Annotated in this window: 13 protein-coding genes; 2 read left to right on the forward strand and 11 right to left on the reverse strand. The window is 73.6% G+C overall.

The window, feature by feature from the left end; all coding sequences use genetic code 11:
- The first annotated feature begins 111 nt into the window (after positions 1–111).
- Positions 112–1,374, forward strand: coding sequence for an MFS transporter (locus DVR05_RS23600; protein WP_116248102.1), 1,263 nt, complete (start codon positions 112–114; stop codon positions 1,372–1,374).
- 51 nt (positions 1,375–1,425) lie between these two features.
- Here DVR05_RS23600 and DVR05_RS23605 read toward each other — a convergent pair whose 3' ends face one another.
- The 11 genes from DVR05_RS23605 to DVR05_RS23655 all read right to left on the reverse strand — a co-directional run bounded on the left by DVR05_RS23605 (position 1,426) and on the right by DVR05_RS23655 (position 17,262).
- A complete protein-coding gene (locus tag DVR05_RS23605) occupies positions 1,426–3,045 on the reverse strand; it encodes a condensation domain-containing protein (protein ID WP_116248103.1) in 1,620 nt (539 codons plus the stop codon).
- Positions 3,042–6,383, reverse strand: coding sequence for a non-ribosomal peptide synthetase (locus tag DVR05_RS23610; protein ID WP_116248104.1), 3,342 nt, complete (start codon positions 6,381–6,383; stop codon positions 3,042–3,044). Before DVR05_RS23610 ends, DVR05_RS23605 begins: the two co-directional genes overlap by 4 nt.
- 27 nt (positions 6,384–6,410) lie before the next feature.
- A complete protein-coding gene (locus tag DVR05_RS23615) occupies positions 6,411–7,754 on the reverse strand; it encodes a M20/M25/M40 family metallo-hydrolase (RefSeq protein WP_116248105.1) in 1,344 nt (447 codons plus the stop codon).
- Positions 7,755–7,756: 2 nt separating this feature from the next.
- Positions 7,757–8,935, reverse strand: coding sequence for an acyl-CoA dehydrogenase family protein (locus DVR05_RS23620; RefSeq protein ID WP_116248106.1), 1,179 nt, complete (start codon positions 8,933–8,935; stop codon positions 7,757–7,759).
- A gap of 1 nt (position 8,936) precedes the next feature.
- Positions 8,937–10,112, reverse strand: coding sequence for an acyl-CoA dehydrogenase family protein (locus DVR05_RS23625; protein ID WP_116248107.1), 1,176 nt, complete (start codon positions 10,110–10,112; stop codon positions 8,937–8,939).
- Entirely contained in the window at positions 10,109–13,411 is a 3,303-nt protein-coding gene (locus DVR05_RS23630) for a non-ribosomal peptide synthetase (protein WP_116248108.1), read from the reverse strand. The genes DVR05_RS23625 and DVR05_RS23630 overlap by 4 nt, the downstream gene beginning before the upstream one ends.
- Positions 13,408–14,262 carry a [LysW]-aminoadipate kinase gene (locus DVR05_RS23635; RefSeq protein WP_116248109.1) on the reverse strand — a complete coding sequence of 285 codons (855 nt, stop codon included), beginning with the start codon at positions 14,260–14,262 and terminating at the stop codon, positions 13,408–13,410. Before DVR05_RS23635 ends, DVR05_RS23630 begins: the two co-directional genes overlap by 4 nt.
- Before the next feature lie 10 nt (positions 14,263–14,272).
- Positions 14,273–15,295 carry an N-acetyl-gamma-glutamyl-phosphate reductase gene (argC, locus tag DVR05_RS23640; protein WP_116248110.1) on the reverse strand — a complete coding sequence of 341 codons (1,023 nt, stop codon included), beginning with the start codon at positions 15,293–15,295 and terminating at the stop codon, positions 14,273–14,275.
- Between the two features lie 34 nt (positions 15,296–15,329).
- Entirely contained in the window at positions 15,330–15,500 is a 171-nt protein-coding gene (locus DVR05_RS23645) for a lysine biosynthesis protein LysW (protein WP_116248111.1), read from the reverse strand.
- A 200-nt stretch (positions 15,501–15,700) separates the two neighbouring features.
- On the reverse strand, positions 15,701–16,705 hold the full coding sequence (locus tag DVR05_RS23650; protein ID WP_157982522.1) for a BtrH N-terminal domain-containing protein: 1,005 nt from the start codon (positions 16,703–16,705) through the stop codon (positions 15,701–15,703).
- A complete protein-coding gene (locus DVR05_RS23655; protein ID WP_198659323.1) occupies positions 16,690–17,262 on the reverse strand; it encodes a hypothetical protein in 573 nt (190 codons plus the stop codon). Before DVR05_RS23655 ends, DVR05_RS23650 begins: the two co-directional genes overlap by 16 nt.
- 39 nt (positions 17,263–17,301) lie before the next feature.
- Between DVR05_RS23655 and DVR05_RS23660 the strand changes: the two genes are divergently transcribed.
- Positions 17,302–18,174 (forward strand): GNAT family N-acetyltransferase, encoded by an 873-nt coding sequence (locus DVR05_RS23660; protein WP_116248114.1) that lies wholly within the window; start codon positions 17,302–17,304, stop codon positions 18,172–18,174.
- Positions 18,175–18,189 lie beyond the last annotated feature (15 nt).

Here is an 18,189-nt window from a genome sequence, read left to right on the forward strand (position 1 = left end):
CCGAAATAGGGGGTTTCCCGGACTCCACGCGCGGGAGCGGCGGTGCGACTTTGCGAGGGTGCGGACCCCTGTCCGCTCCTCCCCGTCGACTCCTTCCGTGAGAGGTGCACCATGACGACTCAGAGACCCGTGTCGCCGCCCGGAGCCGGAAGGGGGGCCGCACCGCTGCGCGACCTTCGGCTGTTCTGGGGCGGAGATCTCTTCTCCCAGCTGGGTTCGCAGACCACGCTCTTCCTGCTGCCGGTCCTGGCCGTGGCCGCGTTGGACGCCTCGGGCACGCAGGTCGGACTGCTCCAGACCCTCTACATGGCGCCGTTCGTCGTCCTGCCGCTCCTGGCGGGGCTGGTGCTGGAACACCGGCCGCTGCGTCCGGTGCTGGTCCTGGTGGACGTGGCGAGGGCCGCTCTCGTGGCGGCCGTGGCGGTGACGGCGCTGAGCGGCCGGATGGAGCTGCACCACCTGTGGGTCGCGGCTCTGGTCGGCGGGTGCCTGACGGTGGTCTACGACATCGCCGTGGCCTCCTACGTACCGCGTCTGGCGTCCACGGAACTGCTCGACGTGGCGCACAGCCGGGTGTCGGCGAACCTGGCCGTCGGCGGGACCGCCGGGCCCGGCGTCGGCGGGTGGGCGGCCAGCCTGTTGGGCCCGGCGGCGGCGATGGGGCTGGGCGGCGCGGCCTACCTGGGGTCGGCGCTGACGCTCGTGTTCGTCCGCCGCCGAGAGGTGGTCCCGGTCCGCGAGCACGAGCGCGACCTGCGGCGCGAACTGTCCGACGGCGTGCGCGCGGTGTTCGCCAACCCGCCGGTCAGAGCCGTGTCGATCCACGCGGCGATCTACAACGCCGGGATTCCCCTGATCACCGTCGGCGGCCTGATGTACCTGGTCGGCGACCTGGGGATGAGCAGCGGCGGGTACGGAACACTCCTGCTGACGGGCGGTGCGGGCGCGATCACCGGTGCGCTGAGCGTGCCCCGGCTCATCGCGCGGATCGGCTACGGGCCGAGCATGCTGACGGTGCTGGTGTTCTCCACGCTCCCCTACCTCCTCCTCCCCGCCTTCGGAGGCACGGACGCCCCGGGGCTCGCGGCGGCGGGCACGGCCCTGTTCGTCGGCTCCGGCGGCGCCGCGGCCGGAAGCGTGGTCGCGGCCACCATCCGGCAGCGGCTCACGCCCCAGCACCTCCGCACCCGGATGAACGCCACCTACCGCCTGGTGAGCTTCGGCGCGATTCCGCTCGGCTCGCTGGGCGCGGGCGTCCTGACGGACCTGATCGGCGCCCGGGAGACCTTGTGGCTGGCCCCACTCGTACTGCTGGTGTCCTGCCTCCCCGTGCTCCTGGGTCCGGTGCGGGGCCTGCGCGAGATCCCCGGGTGAGCGCCGGGGTGGGGCCGTGCGCGCCCGCACGGCCCCACCGGCCCCGGCCCCTCAGCCCGTGGCCGACGCGAGCTGTCGGACGGTGTGCTCCCCGAGCACCATGTCCACCGGCAGTTCGACGCCCTTGTCCCGCGCCCGCATGACGATCCGGACCGCGCGCATCGAATCGCCGCCGAGTGCGTAGAACTCGTCCCGCACACTGGTCACGGGTGTCCCGAGCTCCTCTCCCCAGAGTTCCAGGAGCAGGTGCTCGGTCGGGGTCGCGGGCAGGGTGTCCTCGCCGTCGGACTCCTCCGGTCCGGCCTCGTGCACCGGGGCCGCGGCGGGGTCGTCGCGCTCGGCGACCGGACAGGGCAGCGCGGACAACGGTGTGTCGGGGGCGGCGGCCCAGGTGCGCAGGACCGAGCCGATCGACTCGGCGAGGAGGTCGGCGGTCTCCTGGTCGAACCGGTCCGCCCGCAGACCGACGGTCCCGCTCAGCGCGTCCCCGCCCTCCACCAGGTCCACGGTGACGTCGAAGACCGCGGTGCTCTGCGCGAGGCGGACCGGCTCACCGGTCAGCCCGGGGAGGGAGAGGTCCTCGGGGAGCGGGGTGTTGTTGACCGCGAGCATGGTCTGCGCCAGCGGGAGGCGGCCCGCCGCGCGCTCGGGCCGGAGTTCGCCGACCAGTACCTCGAAGGGCACGTCGGCGTTGTCGTAGGCGCCGAAGCTGCTGTCGCGCACCCGCTCCATCAGGGTGGTCAGGGACGGGTCGTCGGACAGGTCGACGCGCACCGGCAGGGTGTTGACGAAGAAGCCGACCATGCCCTCCAGCTCGGGCTCCCCGCGTCCCGCCACGGGTGAGGCGACCACGACGTCGTCCTGACCACTCCAGCGGGCCAGAACGGCCGTGTGCGCGGCCATGGCCACCATGGTGGGGGTGACGCCGCCCGGCGCGATCGCGCGTAGGTGCCGCACCGCCATGGCCGGGACGCGGAGCGGAGCGGTGACCGAGGCGTGCGGCGGGGCGTCCGCCGCCCGGGGGCCGGCGGGCAGCGCGAGCGCCCGCGGAGCGCCCCGCAGGCGCTCGCGCCAGTAGTCGACCTGGCCGCTGAGCGAACCGCCGTCGACCTGCTCCCGCTGCCAGAGCGCGTAGTCGGCGTACTGCACCGGGATCTCCGGGAGTTCGGCGTCCGAGCCCCCGACCACGGCCGCGTACAGGGCCGCGATCTCGGCGAGCATCACCCCCAGGGACCAGCCGTCGGTCACGGTGTGGTGGGCGACCAGGACGAGGACGTGCTCGTCCTCCGCCACCGCCAGCAGGTGGCCCCGCAGGAGCGGGCCCTCGGCCAGGTCGAACGGCAGCGCGGCGAGCTCGCCGATCCGGGCGAGAACGGCCTCCTCGGAGCCGTCCACGGATTCGGCGACCAGGTCGAACGGCAGCGCCTCCCGCACGACCTGTGTCACCTCTCCGTCGCGCATCTGGAGCACGGTGCGCAGCACCTCGTGCCGCCGTACCAGGCCGGAGACCGCCTCGGCCAGGGCGGGTGCGTCGAGCCGCCCCCGCAGCCGTACCGCCAGGGGCACGTTGTACAGCGCGGTCTCCGGCGAGATCTGCTCCAACAGCCACAGCCGTTCCTGGCCGTAGGATGCCGGGAGGACGTAGAGGTCCTCCCCCACCGTCGTCGTCATCTCGTTCCTCCGTTGTCGCGAACCGTCCGTGTGTGCGCGGCCCCCGCCCTGTACCGGCTCCGGTCGACCCGGCGCAGGACCGGACCCCGTACCTCGGCGCGGTGTCCGGCGCTTTGGACCTGCGCGGCCATCGCGCCGACGGTGGGTGCGGCGAACAGCCGTTCCATCGGCAGCTCGGCGCGCAGGTCCACCCGGATTCGGTGGGCGAGTTTGACCGCGAGGAGGGAGTTGCCTCCGAGCTCGAAGAAGTCGTCCGAGACACCGACGCGGTCCGCGCCGAGGATCTCGGTCCACAGGCGGGCCACGTCGCGCTCGGCGGGGGTGGCGGGCGCCACGTGCTCCCGTCGCCGGGCGGACGCGACCGGGTCGGGGAGCCGCCGCCGGTCGAGCTTGCCGTTGGGGCTGAGCGGCCACGCGTCGACGAGGGCGAACGCGACGGGGACCATGTGCCGCGGGAGCCGGCGGCCCAGGGCCTCGCGCAGGCGCGCGGCCAGTTCTTCGGGGTTCTCATCCCACCCGTCGTCGCGCCGCGGGCGGACGTAGGCGACCAGCCGGGGGCCGGCCGAGCCGCTCGCGCGCACGTCCGCGACCGCGGACTCCACCCCCTCCAGGTCGGTGAGGGCGGTCTCGACCTCGCCGAGTTCGACCCGCATGCCACGCAGTTTGACCTGACCGTCCATCCGCCCCAGGTACTCCACGGTCCCGTCCGGCCGCCACCGGGCGAGGTCGCCGGTCCGGTACAGGCGGCCCCCGTCCGCGCCGAAGGGGTCGGGCACGAACCGCTCCGCGGTCAGGCCGGGGCGGTCCCAGTAACCGCGGCAGACCTGGACGCCGCCGATCAGCAGCTCCCCGGGGGCGCCGACGGGGACGGGCTCCAGGTGCTCGTCCACCACGCGGATGGTGCAGCCGTCGACGGGGCGGCCGATGGGGACGCGGTGCCCGTACCCCTCGCGGCAGTCGAACCAGGTGACGTCGATGGCCGCCTCGGTGGGTCCGTACAGGTTGTGCACCGGGACTCCCGGAAGCCTGCGCCCGGCCTCGTCGACCAGGCGGGCGGGCAGTTCCTCGCCGCTGCACACCAGGCGGCGCAGCCTCCGGCACCCGTCCAGGGAGGGCGCGGTGAGGAAGGCCGCGAGCATGGAGGGCACGAAGTGGATCGTGGTGACGTCCGCCGTCTCCACCAACGCGGCCAGCCTGACCGGGTCGGCGTGCTCGCCCGGCCGCGCCAGGACGCACCGCGCACCGGTGATCAGCGGCCAGAACAGCTCCCAGACCGAGACGTCGAATCCGATCGGCGTCTTCTGGAGGACCCCCTCGCCGGGTTCCAGGCCGTAGCGCCGCTGCATCCACAGGAGCCGGTTGACCACGGCCCGGTGCTCGTTCATCGCGCCCTTGGGGCGGCCGGTGGAGCCGGAGGTGTGGATGACGTAGGCCAGGGAGCGGTCGTCCACCCGGACGTCGAGCGGTTCGGCCGACTGGGCGGCGATCTCGTCGGCGTCGCGGTCGGGGCAGACCAGCCGGGTGCCGGACAGCGCCTCCGCGACCTCCGGTGCGAGCGCGTCCGCGTCGGCGACGACCACCCTCGCACGGGTGTCCTCCAGCATCATCCGGAGGCGTTCGGCCGGGTACTGGGTGTCCAGGGGCAGGTAGGCGCCGCCCGCCTTGAGGACCGCGAGCAGGCCCGTGAGCAGGTGCGGTCCGCGCGGCAACCCCACGCCGACGACGGTGTCGGGCCCCACACCCTCCTCCCGCAGCAGCCGGGCGAGCCGGTTGGCCCGGCGGTCCAGCTCCGCGTAGGTGAGGACGGTGTCCCGGTACTGGACGGCGACCGCCCCGGGATCCAGGGCGACCCGCTCCTCGAACAGTCCGTGCAGGGTGGCCGAGCCGGTTCCCGGCACCGGTTCGGGCGACCCGCCGAACCCTTCCAGGAGCCCGGAGCACTCGTCCGCGCCCAGCAGGCCGAGCCGTGAGACGGGGAGGTCGGGGGAGGCGTGGGTCAGCACCCGGCGCAGGGAGTCGGCGAGGCTCCGGGCGGTCTCCGCGTCGTACAGCTCGGTGCTGTACTCCACGCGGGCCTCCCAGCCGCCGCCCTCCAGCGGTTCGAGGTTGACCTCCAGGTCGAACTTGGCGGTACCGGTGTCCAGGGCGAACAGCTCGAAGTCAACCCCGCGGGCCGTGAGCAGCGGGCGGGGCGACTCGTCGACCTGGAACAGGTGGCGGACGAGGGACGGGCGCCCGCCGGGGTCGCGTTCGGTCCGCGCGGCCTCCACGATCCTCTCGAAGGGGGCCTCCGCGTTGGAGTGGGCGTCGAGCATGGTGTCGTGGATCCGTCGCACCAGGTCGCCGAAGGTCGGATCCCCGGAGAGGTCGACCCGCACCGGCAGGGTGTTGACGAAGAAGCCGATGAGCGGGGCGGCCTCGGGGCGCTGCCGGCCCGCCACGGGAACCCCGACGACCAGGTCCTCCTGGCGCGACCAGCGGGACAGCACGACCGCGAAGGCGGAGAGGCCCACCGCGAAGGGGGTGGTGCCGCCGCGCCCGACGATCCGGTCGATCGCGGAGCGGCCGGGGACCGTGAAGACGATCGAACCGCCGGAGAAGTCCGGAGCGGCCGGACGCGGCCGATCCGTCGGTATCTCCGTCAGGGGCGCCCCGGCCAGACGGTCGCGCCAGTGATCCAGCTGCCGGGCGACCTCGGGTGTGTCCCCGCGCTCGTTCTGCCACACGGCGTAGTCGGCGTACTGGATGTCCAGGGAGGGCGCGGCGGACGCGGTCCGCGCCTCGTAGGCCGCGACCAGCTCCGCGATCAGGATCTCCAACGACCATCCGTCGGAGACGATGTGGTGGAGGCAGACCACCAGCGCGTGATCGTCCTCGGCGACGCGCAGGAGGTGGAACCGGACCACGGGCCCGTGCTCCAGGTCGAAGGGCTCGGCGGCGAGCTCCCTGGCCGCCGGGAGCGGATCACCGTCCACGTCGGAGACCGGCAGGTCGACCGCCTCGGGGGGCAGCACCCGCTGGACGGGTTCGCCGTCCGCGCGCTGCGAGAAGACCGAGCGCAGGACCTCGTGCCGCCCGACGATCCCGGTCAGCGCGGCGCGCAGCGCGGCCGTGTCCAGGGGGCCGCGCAGACGGGCTCCGCCGCTGACGTTGTACAGGGCGCTCCCCGGCCGGAGCCGTTCGAGGACCCACAGTCGCCGCTGTCCCGGGGAGAGCGGGACCGGTTCCTCCGGGGCGGTCCTGGGACGGACACGCCCGTCGCCGTCGCCCATGCCGCGCCTGCGCCGCAGTTCGCGGAGCAGTTCCCGGCGCTCGTCGCTCATCCATTCAGTGCCCATGGTCAGCCTTTCCTCGTGCTCCGGACGTCATCGGTAGTCACGCAACAGGGCGGACAGGCACTCGGTACCGAAGTGGAGGGCGTCGACGGGGACGCGCTCGTTGGCCTGGTGCAGCATCCCCCGGTGCCGGGACCCGGCCGGCAGGCGCATCGGCAGCCACCCGTAGCACCGGATACCCAGTTGGGCGAAGAGCCGGTTGTCGGTGGAAGCGGGGGTGATCATGGGCAGCGGCACCGCGTCGGGGTCGGCCTTGCGCAGGATCCCGACCAGGGTGTCGTAGAAGCCCCCGAACTCCGGCTCGGCGATCCCGCCGGGATCGATCCGGGAGCCCTCCAACAGCAGTTCGAACTCGATGCCGGGTCCGGCCAGGGAGCGGACCTCGGCCTCGAAGTCGGCCGCGGTGAAGGCGCCGGGCAGGATCCGGCCGTCCATGTCGACGCTGACGCTCTCGGGCACCATGTTGATCTTGTCGGAGGCGCGCACGACCGTCGGGTTGACGGTGTGCCGCAGCACCGAGTCCAGGTAGAGCGCCTGCTCGACGGGGAGGTCGGCGGGCGGCCGGTCGTGGGGTCCGTCGGTGCGCAGCCGGTGCACCGCCTCCCCCGTCGGTCCGGGCAGGTGCTGGGACAGCTCGGCGAGCATCCGGTCCGCCGCGGGCACCGTGTGTCGGGGCAGGCGTGCCCCGGTGAGCGCGCCGAGCAGCCGGGCGAGCCGGATCATCGGCGTGTCCGGAGGCATCATCCGCGACCCGTGGCCGCCGGGTCCGCGCAGCGTGGCACGCAGCCAGCAGGCGCGCTTCTCGGCGACGACGACGGGGTGGAAGCGGACACCGTCCAGCTCGATGTCGGCCCCCGCCTCCTCACCGATGGCGTAGCGCACCCCGTCGAACAGTTCCGCGTGCCGCTCGACCAGGTGGCGGGCGCCGACGGCGCTGCCGTTCTCCTCGTCGGCGACGACGGCCAGCAGGACGTCCCCGGCGGGCCGTTCACCGCGTTCGCGCATGCTCAGGAGGGCGGAGAGCATCATCGCGAGGCCGCCCTTCATGTCGATGGCCCCGCGGCCCCACACCTCCCCGTCCACGATCCGCCCCTCGAAGGGCGGATGCAGCCAGTCTTGGCCCGTGACGGGGACGACGTCGCTGTGCGCGTGCAGCAGCAGCGGGGGCGCCTCGCCCCTGCCCCGGAACCGGGCGATCACGTTGGGCCGACCGGGGGCGGCGGCGATGACCCTGACGTCGATCTCCTCGTCTCCGCCGAGCAGGTCGGCGACGTAGGCGGCGCAGGCCCCCTCGTCTCCGGGCGGGTTGGTGGTGTCGATCCGGATCAGGTTCTGGAGCAGGGCGACCGGATCAGTGGTTCTCGCCGTGGACATCGTCATCCTCTTCCGGGGTCGTCGGCGTTGTGGGCGGCCCGCAGCAGACGCGCGGCCTCCTTGCGGAGGCCGGTGCCGGTGCCGAACCTCGGCGCGTCCACCGCCGCCCTGCGGTAGAAGAAGGAGGCGTCGCACCGCTCCGTCATCCCCAGCGCCCCGTGCAGGTGGACGGCCTCCGCGGACACGGTGCGGGCGAGGTCGTTGGCCAACAGCGCCGCCTGGACCGCGTGCAGGACGATCCCGTCCGTGCCGGAGTCGGCCACCCGAGCGGTCCGGCGGACCAGGGCGAGCAGGGCGGCGTTCTCCGCGCTGAGCGCGGCGAGCCGGTGGGCGGGGGCCTGCATCCCGGCCAGGGGGCGGCCGAACGCGACGCGTTCCTTCAGGTGGGCGACGGTGAGGTCGAGCGCGCCCCGGCACAGGCCGGACAGATAGGCCGCGTGCCGGAGCCTGGCCCGGGCCAGGGCGGACGCGTAGTGCCGGTCGACCCGGACGAGGCCGTCGGGTGCCAGGGCGGCACGGTCGAGGGAGACGCCGTACAGGTCGCCCCGGCCCAGGTCGTCCTGGCGTCGGACACCCACCCCGGGCTGGTCGACGGGCACCAGGCAGGCGTGCATGGCTCCGTCGACGGCGCCCACGGCCAGGATCAGGTCGGCGTCCGCGGCGAAGGGGACGAACCGGCGTGAGCCCGTCACCGTGCCGTGGTCCCGGTCGACCTCCAGGGCTCCGGGGGCGTCGGGTTCGTCGGCGCCGCGGTCCCGCAGGGCCAGGGCCACGGTGGTCCGCCCGTCGGCCACCTCGGTGAGGAGCCGGTCGTGGCGCCCGTCGCGGGCGAGGAGGTCGGCGGCGAGGAGCGTGTCGGGGAGAAGGCTCTGGTACAGGCCCGGCCCGGTCAGCTCCGCCACCTCGACCAGGATCCGCTGGGCCTGTTCGGAGCCGCCCAGGTGCGCGGGCAGGGCGGCGCTCAGGACGCCCATGTCGGCGAGGGTGGCCCACACACTGGCCCGCACGTCGGTGTCGTCCTCGGCCGGGGCCGCGCGGCTCCCCGCGCCCCGCGGCCGGTCCCCGATCCGGCGGAGGACGGGGTTCAGGTCATCGTGGAAGAGCTCCGCGCACTCGGCGCGCACCTCGTCCGGGGTGGCTCCCGCCAGCGTCCGGGCGGGCGGCTGTGTTCGGGTCGTCATCTCAGAGCATCCCCAGACCGTTGGTCGCGATGAGGTAGAGCATGACCTCGGACGTGCCGGAGGCCAGCCGGTGCGCGGGCCCCATCCGGTAGTCGGCCTCGTGCCGTGCGGTGGTCCCCGCCTCCTCGTCCCAGCGGGACAGGAGCGCGTCGGCCCCGCCGACCTCCATCCCCGCGTCGAGGACGGGCCGGAACTGTTCGCTGGCGTACCACTTGCTCATCGCCGACGCCACGGGGTCGGCGGCGCCGCGGTCGAGGTCGTGCACCATCTCCCACGCCAGCGCGTGGCTGGCCCGCAGCTTGGCGTCCAGCTCGGCCAGGCGGACCGCGTACACCGGGTCGTCGAGTCGGCCGGAGCGCGCGGCGCGCTCCACCACCAGGTCCAGCAGGCGCCGGGCCTTGCCGTGGAAGTCGACCCCCGTGCGCTCCAGTTGGAGCAGGTCGTTCATGAGCCGCCAGCCGTCGTCCACCCGGCCGACGACGGACTCCGGGCCGAGCCGCACGCCGTCGATCGCGACGAGGCAGAAGCACTCGTCGGCCATGCTCGGCACCGGTTCGACGTGCACGCCGGGTGAGCGCAGCGGCAGCAGGAACAGCGTGATCCCGTGCATGGGCACCGGCCCGTCGCTGGTGCGCGCGGCGCACAGGGCGATTTCGCCGTACTGGGACTTCATGTTGTAGACCTTGGAGCCGTACAGCCGCCAGCCGTCGCCGTCGGGTTCGGCGCGGGTGGCCAGACCGGACAGGTCCGATCCGCAACCGGGCTCGGTGAACAGCACGGTCGCCACACGTTCGCCCGCGGCCAGGGCGGGCAGATGCTCCCTCTTCTGCTCCTCGGTCCCCTCCATCAGCAGGAACAGGCCGACGATGTCCACGCCGAGGACGTGCACGTCGTCGGGCACACCGGCCAGGGCCATCTCCTCCGTGACGATGGCGGCCTCCACGGCGCCCAGGCCGAGGCCGCCGTACTCGACGGGCCAGCTGGGGGCCAGCCAGCCCCGCTCACCCAGGAGCCGGTAGGTCTCCAGGAGGACGGGCTCGTCGCCCGGCGGTCGGGCGGCCAGCCCGGTGAGCTCGTCGCGCACCTCCGGCCGCGTCAGCAGGGCCCGCACGTCCGCGCGGAAGGAGCGCTGGTCGGCGCTGAGTTCGGGGATGGGCTCCCGGATCGTCACCGTCATCGGTTCGTCCCCTCCGTCTCGTCCAGGAGCGCCATCAGGTCCTCGTCGGAGGTCGTGTCCAGCTCGTCGGCCTCGATCAGGTCGGCGAGGGAGGCGATGCTGGAGTTGACGAACAGGTCGCGCAGCTCCAGGCGCACCCCGAAGGCCGACTCGACGCGTGCGGCGAGCTCGGTGACCTTGAGGGAGTTACCGCCGACCTCGAAGAAGCCGTCGTTGATGTCCACTTCGTGCTGGTCGTCCCGGTTCAACAGGGTGCGCCAGATCTCCGCGAGCGTCCGGTGGGTGGAGGTGCTGGGGGGAACCCGGACCTTCCTGGCGGCGCCCGCGTCGGGAGCGGGCAGCCGACCGCGGTCGACCTTGCCGTTGGCGCCGCGCGGCAGCTCGGGCAGCACGACCATGGCCCCGGGCACCAGCGAGGTCGGCACGTGCTCGGCGGCGGCACGGCGCACGCCGTCCAGGTCCAGCTCCCCCGCGCCGGGGTCGGCCGGAACCAGGTAGGCGGTCAGGCGGGCGTCGGCGCCCGAGCCGTGGCAGACCACCAGCGCCTCCGCCACACCGGGGTGGGCGGTGACGGCGCGTTCCACCTCACCGGGCTCCACCCGCAGGCCGCGGATCTTGATCTGGTCGTCCACCCGGCCGAGGAAGCGCAGGTCCCCGGTGCTCTCCCAACAGACCAGGTCGCCGGTGCGGTAGGCGCGGGACCCGGGAGGGCCGTAAGGGTCGGGGACGAAGCGTTCCGCGGTCCCGGCGGGCCGACCCGCGTAGCCGCGCGCCACACCGGCGCCCGCGACGTACAGCTCCCCGGGGACTCCCTCCGGGACGGGTGCGCCGAAGCGGTCCAGGACGTAGACGCGGTACCCGCGCAGCGGACCACCGATGGGCGGCATGCTCGTGTGCTCTTCGAAACGGCACGCGTAATCCGTGCAGGCGACCGTCGCCTCGGTCGGCCCGTAGCCGTTGTGGAACTCCCGGTGCTCGGTGCGCCAGGCGTTGACCAGTTCGGCGGGGAACGCCTCCAGTCCGACGAACAGCGCGCGCAGGTCCGGGAGTTCGTCCGGGTCGAGCAGGCCGAGCACGGCGGGCGGCAGGTCGGTGACCGTGACGCCCTCCGCGCGCATCAGCTCGGTGAGCGAGGCGGGGTCGAGCAGGGTGTCCCGCGGTGCCTGGACCAGGGTGGCCCCGCTGGCCAGCGCGGCGAAGAAGTCGAAGAGGCTGACGTCGTAGGCCGGGTTGGCGAACTGCAGCACCCGGTCCCCGGGGCCGAGCGCGAACCTCTCGACGATGGCCTCGGTGAAGTTCGCGATGGAACGCTGCTCCACCTGGACGCCCTTGGGTCGCCCGGTGGAACCGGACGTGAAGATCACGTAGGCGAGGTTGCGCCCCGTCGACTCGGCCGGCGGGGGGCCGGCCGGGGCGTCGGACCGCTCCGCCTGCGCGACGGTCACCGCGCGCACGTGCCCGGGCAGCAGAGCCGCGAGCTCGTCCGTGGTGATGACCACCTCGCAGCCCGCGTCGGCGAGGACGGCCGCCCTGCGCTGCTCCGGGTGGTCGGGGTCCAGCGGCAGGAAGGCGGCACCGGCCTTGCCCGCGCCGAGGTAGGCGGCGGGGATGTGGGGACCGCGGTCCAGCAGGACTCCCACGACGTGCTCCGGTCCGACACCCGACCGGTGCAGCGCCCAGGCGATGCGGTCGGCGCTCTCGTCGAGCTCCCGATAGGTGGTGTCCTCGCCCGCGAAGCGCAGGGCGACACCGTCCGGCCGTTCGGCGGCCCTGGCCTCGAACAGCGAGTGGAGGAGCTCCTCCCGCCCGCCGGCGCCGCCGTCGCTCCACGCGCCCGTGACCGTGGCCAGTTCGCCGCCGGTGAGCACGTCGACCTCGCTGAGCCGCAGCCCGGGGTCGGCCACCATCGCGCGCAGAACCTGCTCGTAGTGGTCGAACAGCCGGGCGATCCGGGCCGTGTCGAAGAGCTCCGTGGAGTACTCGGCCCACAGACGCAGGCCGTCGGGCAGCTCCGTCAGCTGGACGGCCAGGTCGAAGCGCGCGGTGCCCGACTCGACCGGGTAGGTCTCGATCCTCAGGCCCTCGACCTCCGCGGACTCGACCGCGGCGTGTTGGAGGGTGAAGGAGGTCTGGAAGAGCGGGTTGCGGTCGGGGTCGCGGTCCGGGCTGAGCTCCTCGACGAGGCGGCCGAACGGCACGTCCTCGTTGAAGTGGGCGCCCATCACGGTGTCCCGGGTACGGGCGAGGAGCTCGCGGAGGGTCGGGTCCCCGGCGGTCGAGGTGCGCAGCACGAGGGTGTTGGAGAAGAAGCCGACCAGCCGCTCGACCTCCGGCCGGCCGCGCCCCGACCACACCGAGCCGACGACGATGTCGTCCTGCTGCGTGTACTTGGACATGACCACGGTGAACGCGGCCAGGACGACGGTCATCAGGGTGACGCGTTCGGTCCTGGCCAGACGGTTGAGGTCGTCGCGCAGCCGTGCGGGCAGCACGCGGTCCAGCGTCGTGCCCGCGTGTGTGGGCGTCCCGGGTCGCGGGCGGTCCGTGGGCAGGTCGAGGACGGGGAGGTCGGTCAGCCGGTCGCGCCAGTAGGCGAGCTGCTCGTCGGCGCGTCCCCCCGTCATCCGACCGCGCTGCCAGACCGCGTAGTCGGCGTACTGCACCGGGAGTTCCGGCAGGTCGGCACCGCCTCCGGAGCGTTCCGCGCCGTACAGCTCCACCAGCTCCCGCGTGACGATCGACGTCGACCAGCCGTCGGTGGCGATGTGGTGGAGGGACAGGAGCAGGACGTGGTCGTCCGCGGCGCAGCGCACCAGGTGCGCCCGGAACACGGGACCGTTCTCCAGGTCGAAGGGGGCCGCGGCCAGTTCGGAGACGTGGGCGCGGGTCCGTTCCCCGGAACCCGGGGCCTCGACCACCGGCAGCGGGACCTCGGCCACCGGATCGATCTGTTGGAAGGGCACCCCGTTCTCACTGGGGTAGCGGGTGCGGAGGATCTCGTGGCGGGCGACGAGTGCGGTCAGGGCCCGTTGGAGCGCCGCGGTGTCGAGGTCCCCGCGCAGCCGTAGGGCGATCGGGGAGTTGTACACCGACCGACCGGGGGCCCACCGGTCCAGGAACCACAGCCGCTGCTGGGTGAAGGACGTGGGCAGGGCCCGGTCCCGGGCCGTCCGCGTGATGGCGTCCCCGGTGCCCAGGCCCGAGGAGCGCTGGCGTTCGCGGAGCGCCATCAGCCGCTGGCGTGTGTCGGACAGACTCGAACGGCCCGCGGCGGGGCGACTGGTGCTTGGTGTGGTCATCGGGGACTCCCAACGGGTTCGGCCACCCGGACCCGCGTCCCCTCGCCCGCCACGGCGGCGAGCACGGGCGACTCGACCCTGCCGTCGGAGATGACGGCGGAGGACGCCCCGCCGAGCAGGGCGTGCCGGGCGGCGCGCAGTTTGACGGACATGCCGCCGACGGCGGCGCCGCCGACACCGCCCTCGGGGGCGAGCAGGGTCTCGGTCAGCAGTGAGGATTCGTCGGTGTGGTCGGCGAGCAGCCCGGGGGCGGCGGTGAGCAGGACGAGGCGGGTCGGCAGCCCCGCGCCGGAGAGCGCGGCGGCGACGGCCGCCGCCGCCCGGTCCGCGTCGACGTTGACCGGGTGGCTGTCCTCGCCCAGGGCCGGCGGGGAGAGCACGGGAACCGCCCCGGCCGCCAGCAGCGACATCGGCAGGGACGGGTCGACCCCGGTGATGCGGCCGCTGTGGTCGTCCCGGACGACCCGGGTGCGACCGTCCACGAGCGCCCGGTAGGCGCGCGGCCGACGGGCCCGGATCAGGCCGCCGTCCATGCCGCTCAGCCCCACCGCCGACACCCCGTTGCGGGCGAGCTCGCACACCAGCTCGGGTTTGAACCCGCCCAGGAGGGCGAACCGCAGGACCTCCATGGAGGCCGGGTCCGTGTAGCGGCTGGACGTGCCGCCGGGGGTGGTCAGCCTGCGCTGGGGAACCCCCAGGCGCCGGGCCAGGTCGTCCAGGTCGGCGGCGCCTCCGTGGACCAGGACGACGCGCCGCCCCCCGGTGACCAGGCGCCCCAGGTCCCGGCAGACACCCGCCCGGTTCAGGGCGCGGTCCCCGCCGATCTTGACCACGAGTACGTCATCGGACATCGCATGCTCCTCAGATCGGGTGGAGTCCGGGGAACCCGAGCCCGGTCCGCTCGTCCCAGCCCATCCGGATGTTCAAGCTCTGGACCGCGTTGCCCGCACCGCCCTTGACGAGGTTGTCCAGGGCCCCCACGAGGGTGAGGTCGCGGGTGCCGGGCGCCGCCGCGAAGCCGACGTCGCAGAAGTTCGATCCGAGGAGGATCTTCGGCTCCGGCAGCCGGTAGTTGCCCCGCTTCTGGGCGACGAGGCGGACGAACGGCTCGTCCCGGTACCGGTTCCGGTATGCCGCGCGGATCTCGCGTTCGCTCACCTCCCCGACGGTCCTGGCACGGATCACGACCTGGACGCCGCGCACCGCGTCGACCCCGGTCGCCGCCATCCTCGGCGTGGTACCGGTCGCCTGGGCGATCTCGGCCTCGTGGCGGTGCCCCGCGGGTGCGAAGAGCCGCAGAACCCCGCTCCGTTCGGCGTGGAGGTTCATCTCCCCCGCCGAGGCGCCGGAGCCGCTGGATCCCACCCGGCCGTCCACCACGACCTCGGGCTCGACCAAGCCGGCCTCGGTGAGGGGCGTGAGCGCGAGGATCGCGGCCGTGGCCATACAACCCGGGACCCCGATCCGGTCGGCGCCGGTCAGCGCCTCGCGGTCGAGTTCGGGGAGCCCGCGCACGGCGGAACCGAGCAGCTCCGGAGTGGGGTGCTCACCGTAGTGGCGGCGGTAGACCTCGGGGTCGGACAGCCGCAGGTCAGGGCTGAGGTCGAGCACGACCTTGCCCCGGGCGGACAGCTCGGCCCGAGCCGCGGGGTCGGACGTCCCCGAGCCGGTGAAGAACAGCGCGTCGCACTCGGGTAGGCGTTCGGGCGCGGTGTAGACGAGGTCGGTCATACCTCGCAGATTGGGGTGGGTCAGGTCGACCCTGCGCTCGGCGAGGCGCGTCGACGTGACCGCGACGACCCTGACCTCGGGGTGGCCGAGGAGGAGCCGCAGCAGCTCCCCTCCGATGTATCCCGCCCCGCCGACGATTCCAACACTGATCACCGGTGCCCCCTTCGCCACTCCGTTGAGCCGGTACTCACTCGCCCCAGTCCTCTTCGGGCTCGGGCGCGACCGCGATGGTCAGCGGGTCGAGGGAGACGACCTCCAGTTCCCCGGCGCACTCGCCGCACTCGATGATCTCGTTGCGCTCGATCGTCTCGGAGACGACGACGTCAGCGACGCATTCCGGACAGGATTTGACAGCCATGGCTTCCTCTTTCGTGTTCATGGCGGATTCGGACAGCACTCCGGACGATGGTTCGCCGCGGCGTCCGAGTACCTTGAAATGAATCCTCGGGAACCGAGGCCGACGGCGTGCTGATCCGTTTTCCTTTCACCGGGTACGAGGATTCCGGAGAGCGAATGGCGCCGGCAGTAGGGGATATCCCCCACACAGCCCGCCGGGGGTCAGAGGGAGGCGGGCACGCGCTCCATGAGGGCGGCGGCCCGCTCGTGGGCGGCCACCAGCCGGTCCGCCCGGACGCGCACGCCCTCCCGGTCCCCGGGGGTTCCCGCCGTGGCCACGGCGATGCGCAGGGCCGACCAGTGGTGCGCCACCGCGTCGACGGCGCGGGAGAGCTCGGCCAACCGCCGGTCCCCGGAGTCGTGCCCCGCCCGCGACAGGAACTCGGCGTGCAGTCCCGTGACCGCGAGGATCGGGCCGATGACGACGAACGCCTCGTCCGCGTCGACCGGGGATGCCTCCGGCGCTCCGCCGACCCGGTTCAGGAAGGCCCGGAGACCGGACAGTCCGCTGGTGGAGGGGGTGTCGGGGGCGAGCAGTCCGCGCACGTTGGCCTCGACCACCCGGCCGACGAAGTCGGGGGTGAACTCCGGCTGGTCCGCGCCGACGGTCACCTCCAGCCACCGGTTGCCGATCGGGTTGGAGGTGAAGAACATGTCCCGCTCGTGAACCACGGGGTTGCCCGAGTCACGCGCGGCGTTGAACTCCTCCAGGGGGATCGGCCCCTGGTAGGACGGCGGGGTCGGGTCGGCCACGAGGACCTCTCCGCGGGCGTCGTCGAAGCCGTACACCGCCAGCAGGTGGTTGGTGTGGACGTCCCGGTAGGCGGGGCGGAACGGCAGGTGGTAGTTGTCCGCGGCCACGCCGACGATCTCGCCCGCGGCGAGGCGTTCGCGTACCTGGCGCCATCCCTGCTCGACGTCGTCCGGCCGGTGCCAGCGCGAGCTGATGTCGTGGTGCGGAGCGAGCCCCGCGAACAGGTCGTCGGCCGCGCCCGGCAGGTAGTACTCCTCCCGGCGCATGTCGCCGGGGTAGTGGAAGCCCCAGGCCGCGCCGAGCGCCTGGACCGGGTCCAGGCCGTGGTGGTCCAACAGGACTCCGGCGGTGTTGTGCAGGCAGTGCGACAGGTCGTGCCGCCAGTACCGGACGGGGCTCAGTTCGACGCGCACGACGCCACCTCCCGGTCGTCCCGGACGAGGGTCACGGCGAAGACGTGCATCGCCGGATTGTCCGGCAGCCGCAGCGCGCGGAGCCGGCCCCGCACGGACACCGGCGAGCGCTGCTGCCAGATGGAGGGCTCGTGCGGGGTGTGGGTGTGCCTGGGGTAGCGCAGGGCCGTCGTCCGGAAGGCGAGCGGTTCCCCGAAGCGGCTGCCGGTCTCCGGCCAGAAGTCGGACATGCGCAGGTGCTCCGCCAGCTCGGTGCCGTCGGCGTAGACCAGGCCGAGGTGGTCCTCGGTGCGCCGTTCAGCGGCGCCCAGCAGGTAGACCCAGTCGTAGTCGCCCGGCGGCACCTCGACGAGCTGTCCGCGGCAGCGCACGTTGTCGCCGCTCGGGGCCGCCCCGACGGGGAACTCGAAGGGCACCCCGCAGACGCCGACCCGTGTTCCCGGCTCCGGGAGCTCCTCGGCGGGGAACGTGTTCCCCCAGATGTTGAAACCGTATTCCCCAGACGAACCCGGAGGCTGGATTCCCCGGTTGTTGCAGTACCGCGAAAGGTCGACCACTGCTGTTTTCATTTTCTCTCTTTCGTCTATATTGAGAACATGAATAAAACACTTGACGCCACCGGATCACCCGTGGTCTCCGAAATTCGCGACCTGACGGGGGAGACCGCCTCGGAGATCTCCGGGCTGACCCGTGCCGCCTATGCCGCCGGGGACCTGGTCCCCGGACTCCCGACGGCGGACGGCGCGCTCGCCGGCCCGGAGGAGGTCAGGTCCGACCTGCTCGCGGGCGCCCGTCTGTGGGTCGCCGCGGCCGGGGGACGCCTGGTCGGCGCCGTCCGCGGGATCAGGGGCGACGACGGCGCCTGGGAGGTGCGGCGGCTGGCCGTGGCTCCCTGGTACCGCCGGGGCGGCACCGCCAGGACGCTGCTGCGGCGGCTGGAGGAGGAGGGTTTCGCCGCCGGGGCCGACCGCGTGGTGCTCGACGCCGTCGTCGAACGCGGCAACCCGGCCTTCTACGCCCGGGTCGGTTACACGGCCGTCCGCCACTTCGGAGCGGAGGACAAGCCGCTGTCCGAGGTGCGTATGGAGCGGACCCCCGACGCCCCGGAACGGGGTGCCTGCTCCGCGCCGGACGGCCGCGGAACGGCGGTGTTCTGGTGGTCGGTGGGAGGGCGGACGCTGTGCGCGGTCACCCCGGTGGCGCGGGCCCCCCTCCCGGGCACCGGCCGACCCGCGCCCCTCGGGTACGCGGAGGCGGTCCCGGTGGGCGCGGACTTCCGGAGGGGAGCCGCGGACACCGCCGCGCTCCTCGACTCCCTGGCCGGAGGCGCCGTGCTCCGGGAGGGGGACGCCCTGGTCTTCGACTCGCCCGTCCACGACCTCACCGCCTTCCGACAGCCCCGGCTGGTCCACCCCGACCTCCTGGCCCGGTGGCGCGACCCCTCGGTACGGCTCCTCCAGCGGGCGTGAAGCCGGTGGCCCGGC

The organism is Nocardiopsis sp. FIRDI 009, from assembly GCF_003386285.1.
In the GTDB taxonomy this organism is placed as follows: Bacteria; Actinomycetota; Actinomycetes; order Streptosporangiales; family Streptosporangiaceae; genus Nocardiopsis.

Excerpts from the sequence above, each read along its gene's own strand:
- DVR05_RS23620 (WP_116248106.1), bottom strand. The coding sequence starts at position 8,935 with ATGACGACCCGAACACAGCCGCCCGCCCGGACGCTGGCGGGAGCCACC.
- DVR05_RS23610 (WP_116248104.1), bottom strand. The coding sequence starts at position 6,383 with ATGGGCACTGAATGGATGAGCGACGAGCGCCGGGAACTGCTCCGCGAA.
- DVR05_RS23625 (WP_116248107.1), bottom strand. The coding sequence starts at position 10,112 with ATGACGGTGACGATCCGGGAGCCCATCCCCGAACTCAGCGCCGACCAG.
- DVR05_RS23660 (WP_116248114.1), top strand. The coding sequence starts at position 17,302 with ATGAATAAAACACTTGACGCCACCGGATCACCCGTGGTCTCCGAAATT.
- DVR05_RS23615 (WP_116248105.1), bottom strand. The coding sequence starts at position 7,754 with ATGTCCACGGCGAGAACCACTGATCCGGTCGCCCTGCTCCAGAACCTG.
- DVR05_RS23600 (WP_116248102.1), top strand. The coding sequence starts at position 112 with ATGACGACTCAGAGACCCGTGTCGCCGCCCGGAGCCGGAAGGGGGGCC.
- DVR05_RS23635 (WP_116248109.1), bottom strand. The coding sequence starts at position 14,262 with ATGTCCGATGACGTACTCGTGGTCAAGATCGGCGGGGACCGCGCCCTG.
- DVR05_RS23630 (WP_116248108.1), bottom strand. The coding sequence starts at position 13,411 with ATGACCACACCAAGCACCAGTCGCCCCGCCGCGGGCCGTTCGAGTCTG.
- DVR05_RS23605 (WP_116248103.1), bottom strand. The coding sequence starts at position 3,045 with ATGACGACGACGGTGGGGGAGGACCTCTACGTCCTCCCGGCATCCTAC.
- DVR05_RS23645 (WP_116248111.1), bottom strand. The coding sequence starts at position 15,500 with ATGGCTGTCAAATCCTGTCCGGAATGCGTCGCTGACGTCGTCGTCTCC.